Below are 16,571 nucleotides of genomic sequence, written 5' to 3' on the forward strand. Positions count from 1 at the left end.
TTTACTTCTTCTTTCCAAACATTTTCTTCACAGCAGGACCAAGTATCGGTGAAAAGAGAGAAATAACTGCCAAAGCTAAAAATACTGCACAGATTGGATGTGTAAAGAAAATGGAGAATTTTCCATCACTCATTGTAAGCGCTCCCCGGAAATTAGTTTCCGCAAGTGCACCTAATATGATACCGATAACAATCGCCGACATAGAGAACTCAGTCTTATTCATAAAATATCCAAGGATTCCAAATCCAACCATTACAAACACATCTATTATAGAATTGTTATATGCATACGCCCCGACAAATGTAAGTGTAAAGATGACCGGAAGAAGAATTTCTTTGGGTATATTTACAACTTTTACAAATACACGAATCATGGAAAATCCCATAATTCCCATTACAACATTCGCAAGCAGCAGTCCTATGAAAATCGCATAAACTGAGCTTGCCTGTTCTTTGAATAATAACGGCCCGGGCTGCATTCCCTGAACCATCAGCGCTCCAAGCATAATTGCTGTTGCTCCGTCTCCTGGAATTCCAAGTGTCAGCATTGGAATCATCGCTCCACCTGATACAGCATTATTTCCTGCCTCAGGTGCAACGATACCTTCCGGCTCTCCATTTCCAAAGTTGTTCTTATATTTTGACCATCTCTTTGCCTGATCGTATGATACAAAAGAAGCAATATCTCCGCCTGTTCCCGGAATGCAACCAATAAATGTTCCAAATATAGAAGAACGAAGAAGCGTAACAAATACACGTCTGATATCCGCCCATGTTGGAAATACTCTTTTAATCTTTACATCCGTCTTTGTATGCTTTTCTTTGTAACAGTCTTCAACACTTTGAAGTACCTGAGAAAACGCAAATAATCCGATCAGTATCGGAACAAATGAAATTCCTCCAAGTAAATAAGTAGAACCAAATGTAAAACGCATAGAACCACTGAGATTATCGATCCCAATTGTTGCAATAAATAATCCGATAAATCCTCCAAGCAGCCCTTTTGCTATGGAACCTGATGATACACTTGTAATGATACTGAGTCCAAATATTGCAAGTGCAAAGTATTCAGGTTTAGAAAATTTCAAAGCAACCGATGCAAGTAATGGTGAAAAGATGATCAAACAGATTGCACTGAATACTCCGCCAAACGTTGAGCCAAAAGTTGACAAGCCCAAAGCTCTTCCTGGTTGTTTTAACTTTGTGGCCATGGGATATCCATCCAGTGTTGTAGCAACAGATGCAGGTGTCCCCGGTGTCTTCAAAAGAATCGCTGAAATAGATCCGCCATATATCGCACCACAATATATTCCAAGCAACATTAGAATACCGCCTACACCCTGGAATGCAAATGTAAGAGGAAACAACAGAGCAATTCCCATATTAACAGAGAGTCCCGGCATGGCCCCGATCAGAATACCTGCCCCTGTTCCAAAAACCAAACCCAGCAGATTTGTCACTGTAAATACATTACCAAGTGCTGTCATTATATCTGCCATTCTTTCCACCTCCTATCTCATAAATATCGGGTCCGGCAGAGAAATATTCAGCAACACACCAAATAGTACATATACCGCAGCCAGCGTAATCACAGTTGTCAATACAATTTTTTTAACACTTCTTACTTCCAGCAAATACATAACCGCCGGTATAAACAGTAATGCTCCGATATAAAACCCAAGGAAATAGAGAATTACACAAAACAAAACGATAACCCCAAATAAAATATATACCCTCATATTTGCCGGAGTTGATATCGTAAATGTTTTTTCTTCCAGCATTTTTTTATTCTTCAATGTTGAGATTGCCAGTCCCACTGCGAAAATGATAATCAAAGCTCCAAGAAGCATTGGCCAGAATCCTGCTCCCGGATCGCCATCGCCAATTTGAATCTTTAATGATGATGACATCACCACAATTCCTAATCCCACTAAAAACATGATTGCAGAAATTATGTAATTTGCTTTCTTCATGTTTCCCATATTATTCTGCCTCCTATTATTTGGGAAAAGGAAATTTTTCCTTTTCCCATTGTTGTACTATTCCACTTCTATATCTTTTAACAGATCTTCATACATTGCAAAGTCATCTTCCATCATTTTCTGGCAGTCCTCACCGATAATGCACTGTGGATCAATTCCCTGCTTTTCGAAATATTCTACAAATTCATCACTTTCGCATGTCGTTTTTGCGGCATCTCTTAATTTTGTCAGAATATCTTCTGGTGTATCTTTTGGTGCAACAAGGCTTGCCCATGCACGGATAACCATATCATGTCCCATCTCTTTAAATGTCAAAACATCTGGATAAATGGTGGAGCGTTCTTCTGACATAATACCAAGAATCTTCATTTCTCCTGCGTCTACCTGAGATTTATAACTTGACGGATCAGCGATTGTTGCATCAATATGCCCGCCTGTCAGAGCTGCTGCAATATCAGCAGAACCGTTCGGATATGGTATATGTTTTAACTTAACATCAAATTCATTTTCAAAACTTACTGCTGCTACGTGCCAGATTGCTCCCATACCAGAGTTTCCCACCTCTACTGATCCAGGATTTTCTTTACAATAAGCTACAAAATCATCAACTGTATCATATGGAGAATCTGCCGGTACAATCAATGCCGCCGGCGCAGCAATCGGAGCACAGATTGCTGCGTAATCTTCCGGTGTAACCTGACATTTGTCCTGCCATGGGAACATAGAAAGTTCTACTGTAACCATTCCAAGCGTGTATCCGTCTGCCTTTGCTGCTGATGTCTCCACCATTCCTGTCACACCACCGCCATCCGGTTTGTTTGTTGCCACAAAATTAGAACCTTCCAGATTTTCTTTCATATACTGCATCAACCCTCTTGCCGCTGTGTCGGTTCCCCCGCCTGCAGCTTTCGGGATAATTACTGAAATATCTTTGCTTGGATAATCATCTGCAGAACCTTTTTCAGAACCTCCGCTGGAACATCCCACTAATGCCGATACAGCTAATACACCTGCCATGATTAATACCGCTAATTTTTTACACTTCATTTGTTTTTCCTCCTCTACTCTGATACTATTTCATTTATTCTTTTTTCTAACCGGTTAAGTGCCCGTACTTCTTCTTTGAACGTATTTGTCAGTCCTTCTTTTTCTTTTACTCTACTGTTGGTTGTGATATGAAGCCCCTCTATTTCCGAAAGATAATATTTCGCATTTACCGGATAATACTGCCTTTCAATCAGAGATGCTATTGTCAGAAAGTCGGAGACTTCTCCGGCTTTTTCCTCTGTATAATGTTCACACAGCCATGTATAAAACTGCGGATGGAAGTTAGCCATTACACCGCTGAATCCAGCGGCTCCTTCTTTCAATGATTCCAATAGGGTGGTTGTATTTGCATTATACAATTTTAGATTTGTTCCCTTTATAATCTTTAGTTTCTCTTTGATCTGATCGATATCACAGCAGGTATCTTTCAAAAAATAGAATCTCCCGGTAGACGCGCACCATGAAATTGTTTCTGGTGACATCAATCTTTTATACGGATACGGGCACTCATAAAAACCGAGTGGGATTTCGTATCCTAGGTTATCTAATATTTTTTTACAATTTTCAATCCATACTGCATCGTCTTCGCCTTCTTTTGCGAGTCGGTTTGTAATTAGTATTACCGCATCCACCCCTGTTTTTGCAATCTCATTCAGTTCTTTGATCTGATCTTCCAGATTATCTGAGACATGACCGGATGCGATAACCGGAACCCTTCCCGCTGCATACTCCACTGTTTTTGCTGCATATTTTACACGTTCTTCTAATGACAGACAGAACATTTCACTTGACTGGCATACGGCAAACATTCCTGATACTCCATTTTCAATGTACCAGTCTACCAGTTCCTTCAGGGCATCATAATCAATTTCATTTTTGTCAGTATAAGGTGTCAGCATAACTGGCCATGATCCCCCTGGAAATTCTTTTTCCATTTCGCTTCTTCCTCACTTTCCTTTTTATTTCTTTATTTTGCAAAAGGCTATATTTTCCCTTTTGTAAGTGTATGTTATATACAGAAATTCTTCATCCTGAATGATCGCCGGATAAGCGAATTCCCCATCCCCTGTACTTAGATCCTTAATCTTCTTCCAGGTTTCGCCATTGTCACTTGAGACAGCAAGTGATATAGGTGTTCTTTCTCCCCAGTTAACTCCCACTGGATTATACACAAGGAATTCTCTTCCGTCTTCTGTCTGAATCATATCAATCCCACTGTTATTATTAGGCAATTCTGTTGCATATGCTTCTGTCCATGTCTCTCCTCCGTCTTCTGAATCACTGCGGTATATTTTCCCTTCCGTGCTTCGCAGAAGCATATGAACCTGATTCGGTTTAGTTTCCCAAAGAGTGGGCTGAATCACTCCTCTTCCGTAAAATGACTGTTCACTTACCGGAATAGAACTTTTCTCTTTTGCAACAGTTCTCTCTCCTTCTTTGTATGCCAGCCGTTTTATTTCTACTTCTTGTGATTTTCTCCAGGTTTTTCCTTCATCGTCTGAATAATCAACAAATGCTTTCCATATTCCCTGTTCGGTAGATCCAGGAGCTAATATTCTCCCACTTTTCAATCGAATTGGTTTGTTTCTGACAGGTCCCCTTCCTCCGAGATCTCCTTTTACCAACTCTTTTTCTGCTCCAAAGGACTCGCCATTGTCTTCTGAAATACGATACATCGTTCTCCAGCTGCCGATTTCATTTCCGACCTTATAGAAAATTATGATTTTCTTTTCATCGATGCGAAATAAAACCGGATTCCAATGTGCTTCATTTGACTGTGCAAGAATTACAGGCTCTTCAAAATGCTTTTCATTGCCTCGTGCAATCCAAATCGCTACATCTTCCATGCCCTCTTTTGTACCGCCGAACCATGCTACAATAAATTTGTCCTGATCCAGTTTCAATATGGTTGATGCATGGCACATAGCTGTTGGACATTTTTTCATTATCAGTTTCATTGTTTCTCCTCCTTTCGTTCTGTAATGCAGAACGCTGTTCTGATATATCCCTTTTTTTAATGTGAACGTTATAAAATACGTTCACACTATTTATTCAACCATGATATTCTTCTTTTACAACCTATTCTCAATCTTTGCGACATACTTTTTTATCAGTAGTGCCCATTCTATTATCTGGTCTTCTGTAAAATTAGCAGCCAGGCCACTGACGCTAATTGCCGCATACAATTTATGAGCTTTATCAAAGATCGGCATTGCAACACACTTTACGCCAAACTCATGTTCCATGTTGTCAATCGCATACCCCCGCTGTCTTGTTACCTCAAGTTCTCTTTTAAGCTTTGACACATCCGTAATTGTATGATCTGTATAAACTGTAAGATCTTTTTCCATATATCTATTAATCTCTTCCTCAGAAAGATTCGCTAACATTGCTTTTCCGATACCGGTACAATGCATTTCAGCCCTCTCTCCCAAAATAGATCTCATCAGATTGACTGATTCTGCCGGATATGTAGCTTCCAAATATACAACTTCTCTATCATGCGGTATTGCCAGATAAACTCTTTCATCTGTGATATTAGCCAGCTCTTGCATGTATGGCATAGCTATCTTAATAATGGAAAATGTATCCCCCATAGCTCTGCTCAATGCAAACACCTGCATTCCAAGCTTATATCTCTCTGTCTCCTCATCCTTTTCCAGATACCCCATTATCTTAAGTGTTGTAAGAATGTCATATACATTACTTTTATATAATCCTAGCCTTTCACTTATTTCTGTAACTCCCCAAGTTGGTTTTACCAGGAAACAGTTCAGAACATCCAATGCTTTTTTTAGAGACTTAACTTTTATTTCATTTTCAGCCATTTATAATCCCTTCTTGCTATCGTTCTGTATATCAGAACTTTGTTATAAATTTATCTTAATAAAAGGATAGCATACTTATTTTGTAATGACAATAGGATATAATCCATATATTTTTCAATGCTTTTTTGTTCATAATGTATAGAAACTTATAATAACCTGTCACTCAGCCAGCTCCTCTTATTTCAAAAAAACATCTCCCGCTTTATCTCCGCTGTGCCCCAGCTCGATTCCGCTGCCGCTTCATCTCGCTGATGGGCTTTCGCCCTATAAGTCTAAAGTCAAAAACAGCCGCAGAAGAACATAAATGCTCTTCTGCGGCTGTTTCAGCCTTTATCCTTGCACGGCTCACTGCCTGCCTACTCGAACTCAATCGTAGCCGGCGGCTTAGGAGACATATCGTAGCAAACCCGATTCACATTCTCCACCTCGCCCAATATCCTCTCGGTTATCTTCTCCAGCACATCCCAGTCTACCTTCTCAATCGTAGCCGTCATAGCATCAATCGTATTAATAGCCCTCAGTATAACCATATACTCAAAGCATCTCTCATGGTTCTTCATCCCCACAGATTTAAAATCCGGTACAACCGTAAAATACTGCCAAACCTTCTTATCCAGTCCGGCCTTCTCAAACTCTTCCCTCAGAATAGCATCCGACTCCCTGACAGCCTCCAGCCGTTCCCTCGTAATAGCACCCAGGCACCTCACGCCAAGTCCCGGCCCCGGGAATGGCTGGCGGTATACCATACTCTCCGGCAGTCCCAGTTCAATGCCGCATGCGCGCACTTCATCTTTAAACAACTGTTTCAGAGGCTCAACAAGCGCAAACTGCAGATCCTCCGGCAGACCGCCCACATTGTGATGAGATTTTACCATCTTAGCAGTCTTGGTACCGCTCTCAATAATATCCGGGTAGATTGTGCCCTGTCCCAGGAACTCAATCCCATCCAGTTTCCGTGCTTCTTCCTCAAATACGCGGATAAATTCCCCGCCAATAATCTTTCTCTTCGTCTCCGGATCTGCGACTCCTGCCAGCTTATCCAGGAACCGGTCCGTTGCATCCACATAGATCAGGTTCGCATGAAGCTGATTTTGGAAGACTTCCACAACACTCTCAGACTCATTTTTCCGCATCAGTCCATGGTTTACATGCACGCATACCAGCTGCTGCCCGATCGCTTTGATCAAAAGCGCCGCTACTACAGAAGAGTCAACACCGCCTGAAAGCGCAAGGAGAACTTTCTTATCCCCGACCTGGCGCTTCACAAGCTCCACCTGATCCTCAATAAAGTTCTTCATATTCCAATTTGCCTCTGCTTTGCACTGGTCGAAGATAAATTCCTTCATGGTCTCGTCATCCGGAAGCTGCTCATACTGCTTCTCACATTTTGCGGTCGGATGGTCTACGGAAATCACCGGATATCCGCACTCGTATAATGCCGGACTGACGTCAACTGCCTGTCCGTCGACAACGCGGTTCTCACCGCCGTTTAATATAATTCCTTTTACATTGTCCAGTGCATTCAGCTCGTCCGCGGTGATGTCGTGAGGGTGAATCTCACTGTATACGCCAAGGCTGCGGATTTGACGGGCAAGCACGGTATTGTTGGTACTTCCCAGATCCAGAATAACAATCATGTCCTGTTTCATTTGTTTTCCTCTCTTTCTTATACATTATTCCGCAGTTTAACTGCGGACCCGCCCGCAGGGCATGTGTTACGGGGTGCCCTTTGGGTATACTTTAATCTGCAGCTATGCTGCAGACCCGCCCGAAGGGCATGCATTACGGGATGCCCTTGGGTATACCATGAACCCAAAACTGATTCCCCATGTATTTAGGTTCATAATATATTCGTACATTTTTTCTTTCTGATTTTTCGATGAGCCATGCGCACAAACTATGATTCAGTGTCCGCTCTGTATGCGCATCCCGCTCATATCTTAGAAGGCCAAAGATTTATCCAACGGCCCCATACTTTTTTATTATAACTGAACCCGTCTTTAATTTCCATCTAAGAAATAGAAATAACACATATTTTTCTCTCTGCATATAATAATTAAAATTGTATTTTGTCAGGAGTTTCACAATGGAATATCCCCAATACGATTATGCGGTCATTGGAGGCGATATGCGGCAGGTATATCTGGCGGAAGAACTGGCCCACCATCAGAACCGTGTATGCTGCTATGCCCTCATGGCTGCGCCCGACGAGCGCAGGTGCTCCGATGCCTCCGTTGTAAACGCAGTTTCCGATCTTCGGGAGGCCTGTGCCGGTTCCCGCTGCGTCATTGGTCCCATTCCGCTCAGTAAAAACGGGCGTGATATCAGCCAGAATGCACCGGAAGGCTGCCTGCATCTGGATGCACTGCTCTCCTCTCTGAACTCCGGCTGCCATTTCTTTTCCGGCTGTATTCCGGAATCTTTTAAAAATGCGGCGCTGGAAAAGGGCGTTTCTGTTCATGATCTGATGGAACACAGTTCCCTAGCTTACTACAACACGATAGCCACAGCAGAGGGCGCTTTGTGCGAGGCGATTTCCAGAAGCCCGCAGAATCTCCGCCAGAGCAGTTGTGCGGTCCTTGGATATGGAAAATGCGGCCGTACACTTGTCCAATATTTAAAAGCCCTGTGCTGCCGCGTCTTTGTCTTTTCTATTGATGAACAGGAATGCGCACAGGCTGCTGTTGCCGCCGATACTTCGATGCCCCTGGATGCTCTTTTAAAACACATCGGGAACTTTGATTTTATTTTCAACACAGTTCCCGCTTTGATTGTAACGGCGGAAGTACTGGAAAATGTAAAAAGTTCCGCCACGATCATAGATATTGCGTCTGCCCCCGGCGGAGTCGACTTTGCAGAGGCGCAGAGGCTGGGAATCACAGCCGCTCTGTGCCTGGGACTGCCCGGGAAATATGCCCCTTCCTCCTCAGCGAAGGCGGTAAAGGAAACCATCGAATCTCTGCTCTCTCAGGAGCATACGGCTCAAATTCATAAGGAGTGATTAAATATGTCTTTAGAAGGAAAAACCATTGGAGTGGCCCTGACGGGCTCCTTCTGTACCTATGAAAAAGCATTTGAAGGAATCCAAAATCTTGTAGACGAAGGAGCTCTGGTCCAAACTATTTTCTCAGACGCTTCCGGCACCATTGACAGCCGCTTTGGCAGTGCGGAAACGTTTCTGAAAAAAGCCGAGGACATCACGGGTGTCCGCCCCATGATGACCATATCCGAAGCAGAGCCGATCGGTCCCGGCAGTCTGCTGGATATCCTCGTGCTCTTCCCCTGCACCGGCAACACGATTGCCAAGCTGGCGAACGGCATCACCGATACACCAGCCCTGATGGCGGCAAAGGCCCACCTCAGAAATAACAAACCGCTTCTCATCTCCATTTCTACCAACGATGCCCTTGGCATGAATATGAAAAATATCGGCCTGTTACTAAACGCCAAAAATATCTATTTCATCCCATTTGGCCAGGATAATCCACAGAAAAAGCCCAACTCCATGATTGCACACACCGAGCTTCTGATTCCTGCACTGGAAGCCGCTTTGGAAGGACGGCAGTATCAGCCTGTCATCCTTTAAGCCTAAGGCGCCTCGTCATAATTCTGAAAAGACTGGAAGAAGATATGACATTTATATGAAAAAGGAGAAGAAAAAATGTGTGGAATTGCCGGATTTTTTAACCCTTACATGGATTACAAAACGAATGAACCAAAGTGGCAGCATATTCTGGAGGATATGAACCGCGCGCAGAAACGCAGGGGGCCCGATGATGAGGGTACTTATCTGAGCTCTCTGTGCGGGCTGGCACATGTAAGGCTCGAGATCATCGACCTGGCAACGGGGCATCAGCCCATGATCCGCAGGTCACAGAACCGTGAATGTGCGATTGTATTTAACGGTGAAATTTACAATATGGCGGAGCTGAAAGCGGAACTGATCCTGGAGGGAGCTGATTTCTGCACGTCCAGCGACACAGAAGTCATTCTGACAGGGTATATGCTCCATGGAAAAGATTATATCAAAAAACTGAACGGTATCTTCGCTATTGCATTGTGGGATTCGGTTCCCGGTGAACTCTGTCTGTTCCGTGACAGGCTGGGCATCAAACCGCTATTTTACACCATGGCCGGGGAAACCCTTGTATTTTCCTCGGAAATCAAAGGGCTGTTTGCCTATCCCGGAGTGACCCCGGTATTGGATCGCGCCGGGCTCTGTGAAATCTTTGCCCTGGGGCCTGCCAAAACATACGGCAAGGGCGTTTTCAAAGACATCCTGGAAGTTCTGCCGGGCCAGTGCATCACATTTGACCGGACCTCTTGTACGGAGGATTTCTATTGGATGCTGGAGAGCCGTCCCCATGAAGATTCCATGGAAAAAACGATCGAGAAGACCGCGTGGCTTGTGGAGGATGCGGTCAAAAAACAGATGCTTTCCGACATCCCAATCAGCACCTTCCTGTCCGGCGGCGTAGACAGCAGCCTTGTGACCGCTATTTGTGCCAGGGAGCTGAAAAAACAGGGGAAAGTATTAAATACCTTTTCCTTTGACTTTGTGGATAATAACCGCTACTTTCGTTCCAATTCCTTCCAACCCAGCCAGGACCGGCCCTACGTTGATAAAATGGTGGAATATGCCGGTTCGAACCACCGGTACCTGGAATGCTCCAATCAGGATCAGCTGGACTGCCTGTATAAAGCTGTAGATGCAAGGGATCTTCCCTGTATGGCGGATGTGGAATCCTCCATGCTGTACTTCTGTTCCCAGGTGAAGGACTACAACAAAGTCACCCTGACCGGTGAATGCGCGGACGAAATCTTCGGCGGCTATCCCTGGTTCCACAGCCGGGAAGCCTTTGAAACCGCTGCCTTCCCCTGGTCCCGGAGCATGGAGCCAAGACAGACACTTTTGGATGACTGCCTGATCCGGGATTTGCGCATGGAAGAATATGCCCGGGAAGCCTACGAGAAAACAATCCAAGAAACACCACGCCTCCCCGGGGACACCCCTGAAGAAAAAAGACGCCGCGAGATCGCCTGGCTCAATCTGCGGTGGTTCATGGTAACACTGCTCGACCGGATGGACCGCACCAGCATGTACAGCGGTCTGGAGGCAAGGGTTCCCCTGGCGGATTACAGGATCGTAGAGTATATTTTCAATGTACCCTGGCAGATGAAATGCCCCGACGGCATTGTAAAAGGTCTGCTCCGGCACGCAGGAGAAGGGCTTCTCCCCAGCGAAATCCTCTGGAGGAAAAAGAGCCCCTACCCGAAAACATACGACCCCGCATACGAAAAAATGCTTGGCGGCCAGCTGAAAGAAGTCCTGACCGATCCCAATGCGCCAATCCACAGCCTGCTGGATACCAAGAAAGTCCACGCATTTGTAAACAGCCCGTCCGACTATGGGAAGCCCTGGTACGGGCAGCTCATGGCCGGTCCGCAGATGCTGGCCTACATGCTCCAGGTCAACTATTGGCTCGCACATTATAAAATTCGATTCTAAAAAGATGTAGACACACAGGGAAATAAAAGCGCATAATTAAGACAGGAGACGTTTGCCGTTGTCCCCTGTCTTTTATGCCGAAATTCACGTACGCCTCCCCGCCAAACAGGCGGTTCACTCTCATTCTTCCCTGACAAACATAAGTACAAATCCCCCCGCCAGCAGCGCCCCGGCTATCCATATAGACTGCAGCCCAATAGCCCTGCTCATAACCGCCCCGACCGCGGCCCCAACCGCAAAGATCAATATCACAAAATAATAATGCAGACTTTTCTTTTTCAGCGCCTTATCCTTTGTAATATGATATTTACAAAGCATTTCCGTGGCACTTCTCATATTGCCGATGCACATTGTAGTAGCACAGGGAATCCCCCTAAATTTACGAAAACTGTTCACCTGCATGGCACAGGCAAAAGACATCAGCACATTAGCCAATACATCAAAAGTATGAGGCAGAAGCCCCACCACGGCAAGCAAAACCACTTCCACAACAAGGACAATCTGCCGCCAGTGTATTCTCTGATAATCTTTATATAAATGATGCACCCATTCCGTCACATACACCCCGCCGACAAATGCAGCCAGAGGCATCAGATAATGCAGCGCCGTCCCCCAGTTCCCCTGAGCCAGGTTCTGCCCAAGCAATACAATATTCCCTGTCTGGGCATTGGCAAACACCCTGCCCCTGCAGTTATAGGAATACGCATCCTGAAATCCCCCCGCCAGCGTAAGTAACACCGCCAGAGACATCGATTCCGACATCTGCTGCTTTGCTTTTAATTTCATCATCTGTCTGACCTCCCAATGCTACAAAAATATTTCACCCATAATTATACGACTAATTTCCCCAAAGTAAAGGGATTTAGTGGACGCGCTTTAGTCGCGGCCACGGATGGGGGGACGCTTAATGACAGGGATACCGGGGAGGGACCGGGGCTGTATATGCCGGTGCGATATGCACCCGTGCTGCTAACTGCCCCTAGGACAACCGCTGCCGGATAGACGGGTACACTGAACACATCACGGGAAATCTGATGATTTCCCGCGCTGGGTTCAGTAAAAATTTGATTTGGTGATCAAATTTTTCCCCGCCTATCCGGCAGCGGTTGTCCAAGGGGCAGTAAGCGCACTCTAGCATTTCGCACCGGCATATACAGCCCCGGTCCCTCCCCGGTATCCCTGTCATAAAGCTGGCTCATCCGACCGGTAGGAAAGGGCCCGTTCACCGGTTTGGATCCCTGACGGGGGCAGCGGATGTGAATTGACTACACGGAGCGTTCATCTGCATGAACGGATTCGTATGACTATTCAGGATGACATTCCCTAATAAAATTCCCCCCCCTCATAATATAATACCTAAACAATTAAAAACATTTAAACAAGATGCACATTACACACATCCAATCCCATCCGCCTCCCCCGTTTAGACCCCCACTAGGGAACGAGTCTTTTCCAACCGGTCGGATGAGCCAGACAAGCGGACTGTAAGCGGCAAGCCCTCCGGCCTGTATGGTCGGTTTAAAACGCCTTATAGCGGACGATTAGAAGCTCTTAGAGAGCCGGAGGCATCCGGAAGGGATGAAAATTGATTCTCCGAAATCAATTTTCAATCCGGCCTGTGCTGAAAAAATATCAATTTTTTCAGCGCATGCCGGATGTGCCCTTCCGGGTGCCTCTGGTTCTCTTAGAGCTTCTTCGTTAAGCGCTCAGGATTTTAAACCGACCATACAGGCCGGAGGGCTTGCCGCTTACAGTCCGCTTGTCGTCCCCCATCCGTCACCGAGTCTAAAGCTCGTTGACTATGCAATTGATTTGATGATCTGTTCTTTTAGTACGGATTGTCCCGAGATGAGTACTGCTACGATACAGATCAGGATATTTACCGCTGCCATCAGCAGAACAGGCAGTGGGGACATGCCCGCCTTGGGATGCAGGTACAGATACACATGAACCATGAAGTAATACAGGATTTTCTGTAAGATCAGGTACATCACCACCATGACAAGGCTGGAATACAGACCGTATCTCACACCCTCTTTCACCAGCATTTTCCGGAATCCTGCATCGGTGATACCCATGGCCCGCAGGATGCCGAATTCGTGCTTTCTTGCAGCCACCAGATATTGCATGCTGTTCAGGATATGGAGAAAACTGATTGCCAGGAGAATCGCTCCCACACCATAGAAAAACAGCATTTTCCGGGCAAGGTACTGATTCTCTTGTTTGATCTGCTCCGTATAATCTTTTACAACACATTTCTTGACTCCTGACACTGTCTTGCGTATCTCATCGGATACTTTCGAGGCGTCTGCCCCTTCTTTCAGGCTGATGCTGATTGTCCGGTAACCGCTGACTCCAAAATTCTTCTTCATCTGCTCATTTGTCATGATGATATCAACCCGGTCCCTGCCGTCATCCCCTATAAATGTATCCACCTTCGCCAGAGGCCGGCTTGCTACTGCGGCTGCCTGGAAGTCTGAATGTCTGTACCGGATCTCCTCTGATTCAAAACGCAGCACCTCCCGGGCGGCTTCTGGGCTTGCAGGCGTTTTCAGAGTGATGTTATCGCCTGCCTTGATCTCGATCCCGTCATAATTTCCCTGCCCGTCCATGATGGTCTTGAAGATCATACTGTTCTCTGCGCGCATCCTGTCCGGATCAATTTCTCCCTTCAGAAGATACTCGTTCAGGCCTTGAAGCAGCTCATCGTCATACCCGTATATATTTGCTTTCAGCAGATAATCCTTCTCTCCGATCTGCACAGCTACGCCATTGTACTTCTCCATCAGTACCGGATCTGGTTTGATATCCCCACTGTTCGCAATTTCAGGATAATAGGAATTCCATTTAAATGTCCCGTCCAGGAATGATACTTCCCCCAGCATATATCTGACCGCGTTCATGCTTTTGATTCCCTGTATCTGTCTCAGCTCCTGAACCGTCCGCTCGGGGATGACCGTCTCCAGTGCATCCGAATCTACATAGATCTGGATATCTGAACCCAAGCCGTCATCAGCCTTGAAGGTCAGTTCATTATTAATTCTGGTATTTTCAGACACGTATGCCGCACCCAGAAAAAGCAGGCCTCCAACGGACAGAGAGAGCAGAATTCCCAGAAACGCTCCTTTTCTTGCAAACATAAACTTTTTTGTCAGAACCCCCGTGAGATTTGGAAGCTTTACGCTGTATATTTTCCGGTTCTTTCTTTTCTTCCCGCCTTCTTTGGCAAGCAGCTCCCTGAGCGTCAATTTGTGCATTCTGCGCACCAGTATGAAGCTAATCAGAAAGATCAGAACAAGGAAGAATACCGCCCCTCCCACAATGACATCTTCAGATATATAAAATCTGCCGGGGGCAGGCAGGCTCACGGCTATCTGCCTGGTATCCCCGCTCTGGTGTACAATAAAGTCTTCCGGATACACGAAAATCTGCCCCTGGGCTCTATAGATCAGTGAGGCGGCAGCATTTCCCAGGATACAGCCCAACGGGTACCCGGGCAGAAAAATCATAAATAATTCTGCCGCAAGAATGCCAAAGGTACTTTTCTCCCCCATTCCCACGGTCTGCAGAATGCTGTACTGGGACATTCTCCGGATAACGGATACCTGGAACAGGCTGTACATGATGAAAATACTGAACAGCCCCAGTGCGGCCATAACTACCTTTTCGGTAAGATTCCAGTTTTCATTCAGCATGTACCAGATATAAGGCAGACCGGTGCCCTTCACCGTGACGCCCGTCTTAATCGTATTCAGCACAGACGTGCCGCCCTCTCCGCCCAGATATTTGAGCATTTGATTATTTCTTTTCAAACCGGATTTTTCAATCCCAAATGTATCTGCCAGTCTTGCCGCCTGCTTATACACCTTGCGGGACTCATCAAACTTCATATAAAGAAACTCACCGTTTGTCCCGTAATCCAGATCCTGGTCAACCAACACCTGCATACTGTCCGCATCCGGCATGCTGGAAATGATTCCGCACAGGGTGAATTCCTCATTGTCCAGCTTCACCCGGCTTCCGATCTCCGCCGGAATATCCAGATTTCTGAGCGTGTAGGTATCCATTGCCACTTCATTTTTCTGCTGTGGATAGTGTCCCTGCTCCAGCCTGCGGCCCATGATATCCAGATAACCTGAGTCTGCATATGCCATGGTAATCTCGTAGGGCTCTTCCATGACTTTCCGGATCGTCAGAACCCCAAACTTCTCTACTTTGTATCCCTTTCCCTCGGTATGCCCCTGAAAATCCGTGAACCAGGGGAAATCGCAGCGCACATAATAATGCCAGTCTCCTGCCTTTCCTCTGGCATTTTCAAGAGTAGCGTTTCTTCCGCTCCCCATCAGAGAGCCTATACCGGTAAGTATGGACGCAGAAAGAAGAATCCCCAGAAACAGGGACAGCGTCTGTTTTTTGTAATATTTTAAATAGGCAAAAGCCAGCCGGATGGTGTTTTTCAATGCTTCTCACCGCCTTTTGCGTAAAATTCTCTTTCGCCGTCATACAGCCGCCCGTCCTCGATGCGTATCAGCCTGTCACAGGTCTGAGCAAGCGCTTCGTTGTGTGTCACCATTAAAATTGTCTGGTTATACTTTTTGCTGCTGGACTTTAAAAGCCCCATCACTTCGATGGCCGTGCGGGAATCCAGATTACCGGTGGGTTCATCCGCCAGTATGATGGCTGGTTTATTCGCCAGCGCCCTGGCAAGGGCCGCCCGCTGCTGCTGACCGCCGGACAGTTCATTTGGGTAGCTCTTTCTCTTCTCCCAAAGTCCCAGCTCTTTCAGCAGATCCTCTATATAAGCGTGATCCATATATTTTCCTTTGTCGAAAGTGGCCGGAAGAGCCACATTATCGTATACGTTAAGCACCGGCATCAGGCTGTAATTCTGGAAAACGAAGCCGATATTACGGCGCCGGAAAATCGTCAGCTCTTTCCGCTTCAGCTCTGCTATATCGTGGTCCCGTATGATCACGTTCCCCTTCGTAGGTATATCGAGCCCCCCGATCAGATTCAGCAGGGTGCTTTTCCCGCTCCCGCTTGCCCCCACAATTGCCGCAAACTCGCCCTGCTCCGCGGAGAAACTCACGTCGGACAGCGCCCGGACCGGGATATCCCGGGAGCCATATACCTTATCTACATGCTGTATGTCTAAAATCTTCATCCTAAACACTCCTTTCCTGTTCATTCTGATTTTATCAGGGCG

Annotated in this window: 13 protein-coding genes; 3 read left to right on the plus strand and 10 right to left on the minus strand. The window is 46.0% G+C overall.

All coding sequences use genetic code 11. The annotated features are described in order from the left end of the window. Nucleotide 1: 1 nt before the first annotated feature. The 7 genes from ARB69_RS10390 to guaA all read right to left on the minus strand — a co-directional run bounded on the left by ARB69_RS10390 (nucleotide 2) and on the right by guaA (nucleotide 7,505). Nucleotides 2–1,498 carry a tripartite tricarboxylate transporter permease gene (locus ARB69_RS10390; protein WP_050640530.1) on the minus strand — a complete coding sequence of 499 codons (1,497 nt, stop codon included), beginning with the start codon at nucleotides 1,496–1,498 and terminating at the stop codon, nucleotides 2–4. A 12-nt stretch (nucleotides 1,499–1,510) separates the two neighbouring features. Then, on the minus strand, nucleotides 1,511–1,981 hold the full coding sequence (locus tag ARB69_RS10395; protein WP_050640531.1) for a tripartite tricarboxylate transporter TctB family protein: 471 nt from the start codon (nucleotides 1,979–1,981) through the stop codon (nucleotides 1,511–1,513). A gap of 57 nt (nucleotides 1,982–2,038) precedes the next feature. Next, the gene (locus ARB69_RS10400) at nucleotides 2,039–3,028 is read right to left on the minus strand and encodes a Bug family tripartite tricarboxylate transporter substrate binding protein (protein ID WP_055152964.1); all 990 of its coding nucleotides are present in this window, start codon (nucleotides 3,026–3,028) and stop codon (nucleotides 2,039–2,041) included. A gap of 14 nt (nucleotides 3,029–3,042) precedes the next feature. Continuing rightward, nucleotides 3,043–3,963, minus strand: coding sequence for a dihydrodipicolinate synthase family protein (locus ARB69_RS10405; RefSeq protein ID WP_055152966.1), 921 nt, complete (start codon nucleotides 3,961–3,963; stop codon nucleotides 3,043–3,045). Between the two features lie 24 nt (nucleotides 3,964–3,987). Next, nucleotides 3,988–4,986 carry a sialidase family protein gene (locus ARB69_RS10410; RefSeq protein ID WP_055152968.1) on the minus strand — a complete coding sequence of 333 codons (999 nt, stop codon included), beginning with the start codon at nucleotides 4,984–4,986 and terminating at the stop codon, nucleotides 3,988–3,990. A gap of 114 nt (nucleotides 4,987–5,100) precedes the next feature. Then, nucleotides 5,101–5,856 (minus strand): IclR family transcriptional regulator, encoded by a 756-nt coding sequence (locus tag ARB69_RS10415; RefSeq protein WP_055152970.1) that lies wholly within the window; start codon nucleotides 5,854–5,856, stop codon nucleotides 5,101–5,103. A 356-nt stretch (nucleotides 5,857–6,212) separates the two neighbouring features. Continuing rightward, nucleotides 6,213–7,505, minus strand: coding sequence for a glutamine-hydrolyzing GMP synthase (guaA, locus tag ARB69_RS10420; protein WP_055152972.1), 1,293 nt, complete (start codon nucleotides 7,503–7,505; stop codon nucleotides 6,213–6,215). A gap of 437 nt (nucleotides 7,506–7,942) precedes the next feature. Here guaA and dpsA point away from each other — a divergent pair, with 437 nt between their 5' ends. From dpsA to asnB, 3 genes are all read left to right on the plus strand, one after another. Beyond that, nucleotides 7,943–8,857: a dipicolinate synthase subunit DpsA gene (gene dpsA, locus ARB69_RS10425; protein ID WP_055152974.1), complete on the plus strand. Its 915-nt coding sequence runs from the start codon at nucleotides 7,943–7,945 to the stop codon at nucleotides 8,855–8,857. A gap of 6 nt (nucleotides 8,858–8,863) precedes the next feature. Further along, nucleotides 8,864–9,442, plus strand: a complete 579-nt coding sequence (locus ARB69_RS10430; protein WP_050640538.1) for a dipicolinate synthase subunit B — start codon at nucleotides 8,864–8,866, stop codon at nucleotides 9,440–9,442. Nucleotides 9,443–9,517: 75 nt separating this feature from the next. Continuing rightward, nucleotides 9,518–11,365, plus strand: coding sequence for an asparagine synthase (glutamine-hydrolyzing) (gene asnB / locus ARB69_RS10435; RefSeq protein ID WP_055152976.1), 1,848 nt, complete (start codon nucleotides 9,518–9,520; stop codon nucleotides 11,363–11,365). Between the two features lie 120 nt (nucleotides 11,366–11,485). Here asnB and ARB69_RS10440 read toward each other — a convergent pair whose 3' ends face one another. The 3 genes from ARB69_RS10440 to ARB69_RS10450 form a co-directional block, all read right to left on the minus strand. Next, on the minus strand, nucleotides 11,486–12,154 hold the full coding sequence (locus ARB69_RS10440; protein ID WP_050640540.1) for a YoaK family protein: 669 nt from the start codon (nucleotides 12,152–12,154) through the stop codon (nucleotides 11,486–11,488). A gap of 1,010 nt (nucleotides 12,155–13,164) precedes the next feature. After that, nucleotides 13,165–15,825, minus strand: coding sequence for an FtsX-like permease family protein (locus ARB69_RS10445; protein ID WP_055152978.1), 2,661 nt, complete (start codon nucleotides 15,823–15,825; stop codon nucleotides 13,165–13,167). Continuing rightward, nucleotides 15,822–16,529 carry an ABC transporter ATP-binding protein gene (locus ARB69_RS10450; RefSeq protein ID WP_050640542.1) on the minus strand — a complete coding sequence of 236 codons (708 nt, stop codon included), beginning with the start codon at nucleotides 16,527–16,529 and terminating at the stop codon, nucleotides 15,822–15,824. Before ARB69_RS10450 ends, ARB69_RS10445 begins: the two co-directional genes overlap by 4 nt. Nucleotides 16,530–16,571: the final 42 nt, after the last annotated feature.

The sequence above is a fragment of the Faecalicatena contorta genome, assembly GCF_001404335.1.
GTDB classification, from domain to species: domain Bacteria; phylum Bacillota; class Clostridia; order Lachnospirales; family Lachnospiraceae; genus Faecalicatena; species Faecalicatena contortus_B.

Excerpts from the sequence above, each read along its gene's own strand:
- ARB69_RS10390 (WP_050640530.1), bottom strand. The coding sequence starts at position 1,498 with ATGGCAGATATAATGACAGCACTTGGTAATGTATTTACAGTGACAAAT.
- ARB69_RS10395 (WP_050640531.1), bottom strand. The coding sequence starts at position 1,981 with ATGGGAAACATGAAGAAAGCAAATTACATAATTTCTGCAATCATGTTT.
- ARB69_RS10400 (WP_055152964.1), bottom strand. The coding sequence starts at position 3,028 with ATGAAGTGTAAAAAATTAGCGGTATTAATCATGGCAGGTGTATTAGCT.
- ARB69_RS10405 (WP_055152966.1), bottom strand. The coding sequence starts at position 3,963 with ATGGAAAAAGAATTTCCAGGGGGATCATGGCCAGTTATGCTGACACCT.
- ARB69_RS10410 (WP_055152968.1), bottom strand. The coding sequence starts at position 4,986 with ATGAAACTGATAATGAAAAAATGTCCAACAGCTATGTGCCATGCATCA.
- ARB69_RS10415 (WP_055152970.1), bottom strand. The coding sequence starts at position 5,856 with ATGGCTGAAAATGAAATAAAAGTTAAGTCTCTAAAAAAAGCATTGGAT.
- guaA (WP_055152972.1), bottom strand. The coding sequence starts at position 7,505 with ATGAAACAGGACATGATTGTTATTCTGGATCTGGGAAGTACCAACAAT.
- dpsA (WP_055152974.1), top strand. The coding sequence starts at position 7,943 with ATGGAATATCCCCAATACGATTATGCGGTCATTGGAGGCGATATGCGG.
- ARB69_RS10430 (WP_050640538.1), top strand. The coding sequence starts at position 8,864 with ATGTCTTTAGAAGGAAAAACCATTGGAGTGGCCCTGACGGGCTCCTTC.
- asnB (WP_055152976.1), top strand. The coding sequence starts at position 9,518 with ATGTGTGGAATTGCCGGATTTTTTAACCCTTACATGGATTACAAAACG.
- ARB69_RS10440 (WP_050640540.1), bottom strand. The coding sequence starts at position 12,154 with ATGATGAAATTAAAAGCAAAGCAGCAGATGTCGGAATCGATGTCTCTG.
- ARB69_RS10450 (WP_050640542.1), bottom strand. The coding sequence starts at position 16,529 with ATGAAGATTTTAGACATACAGCATGTAGATAAGGTATATGGCTCCCGG.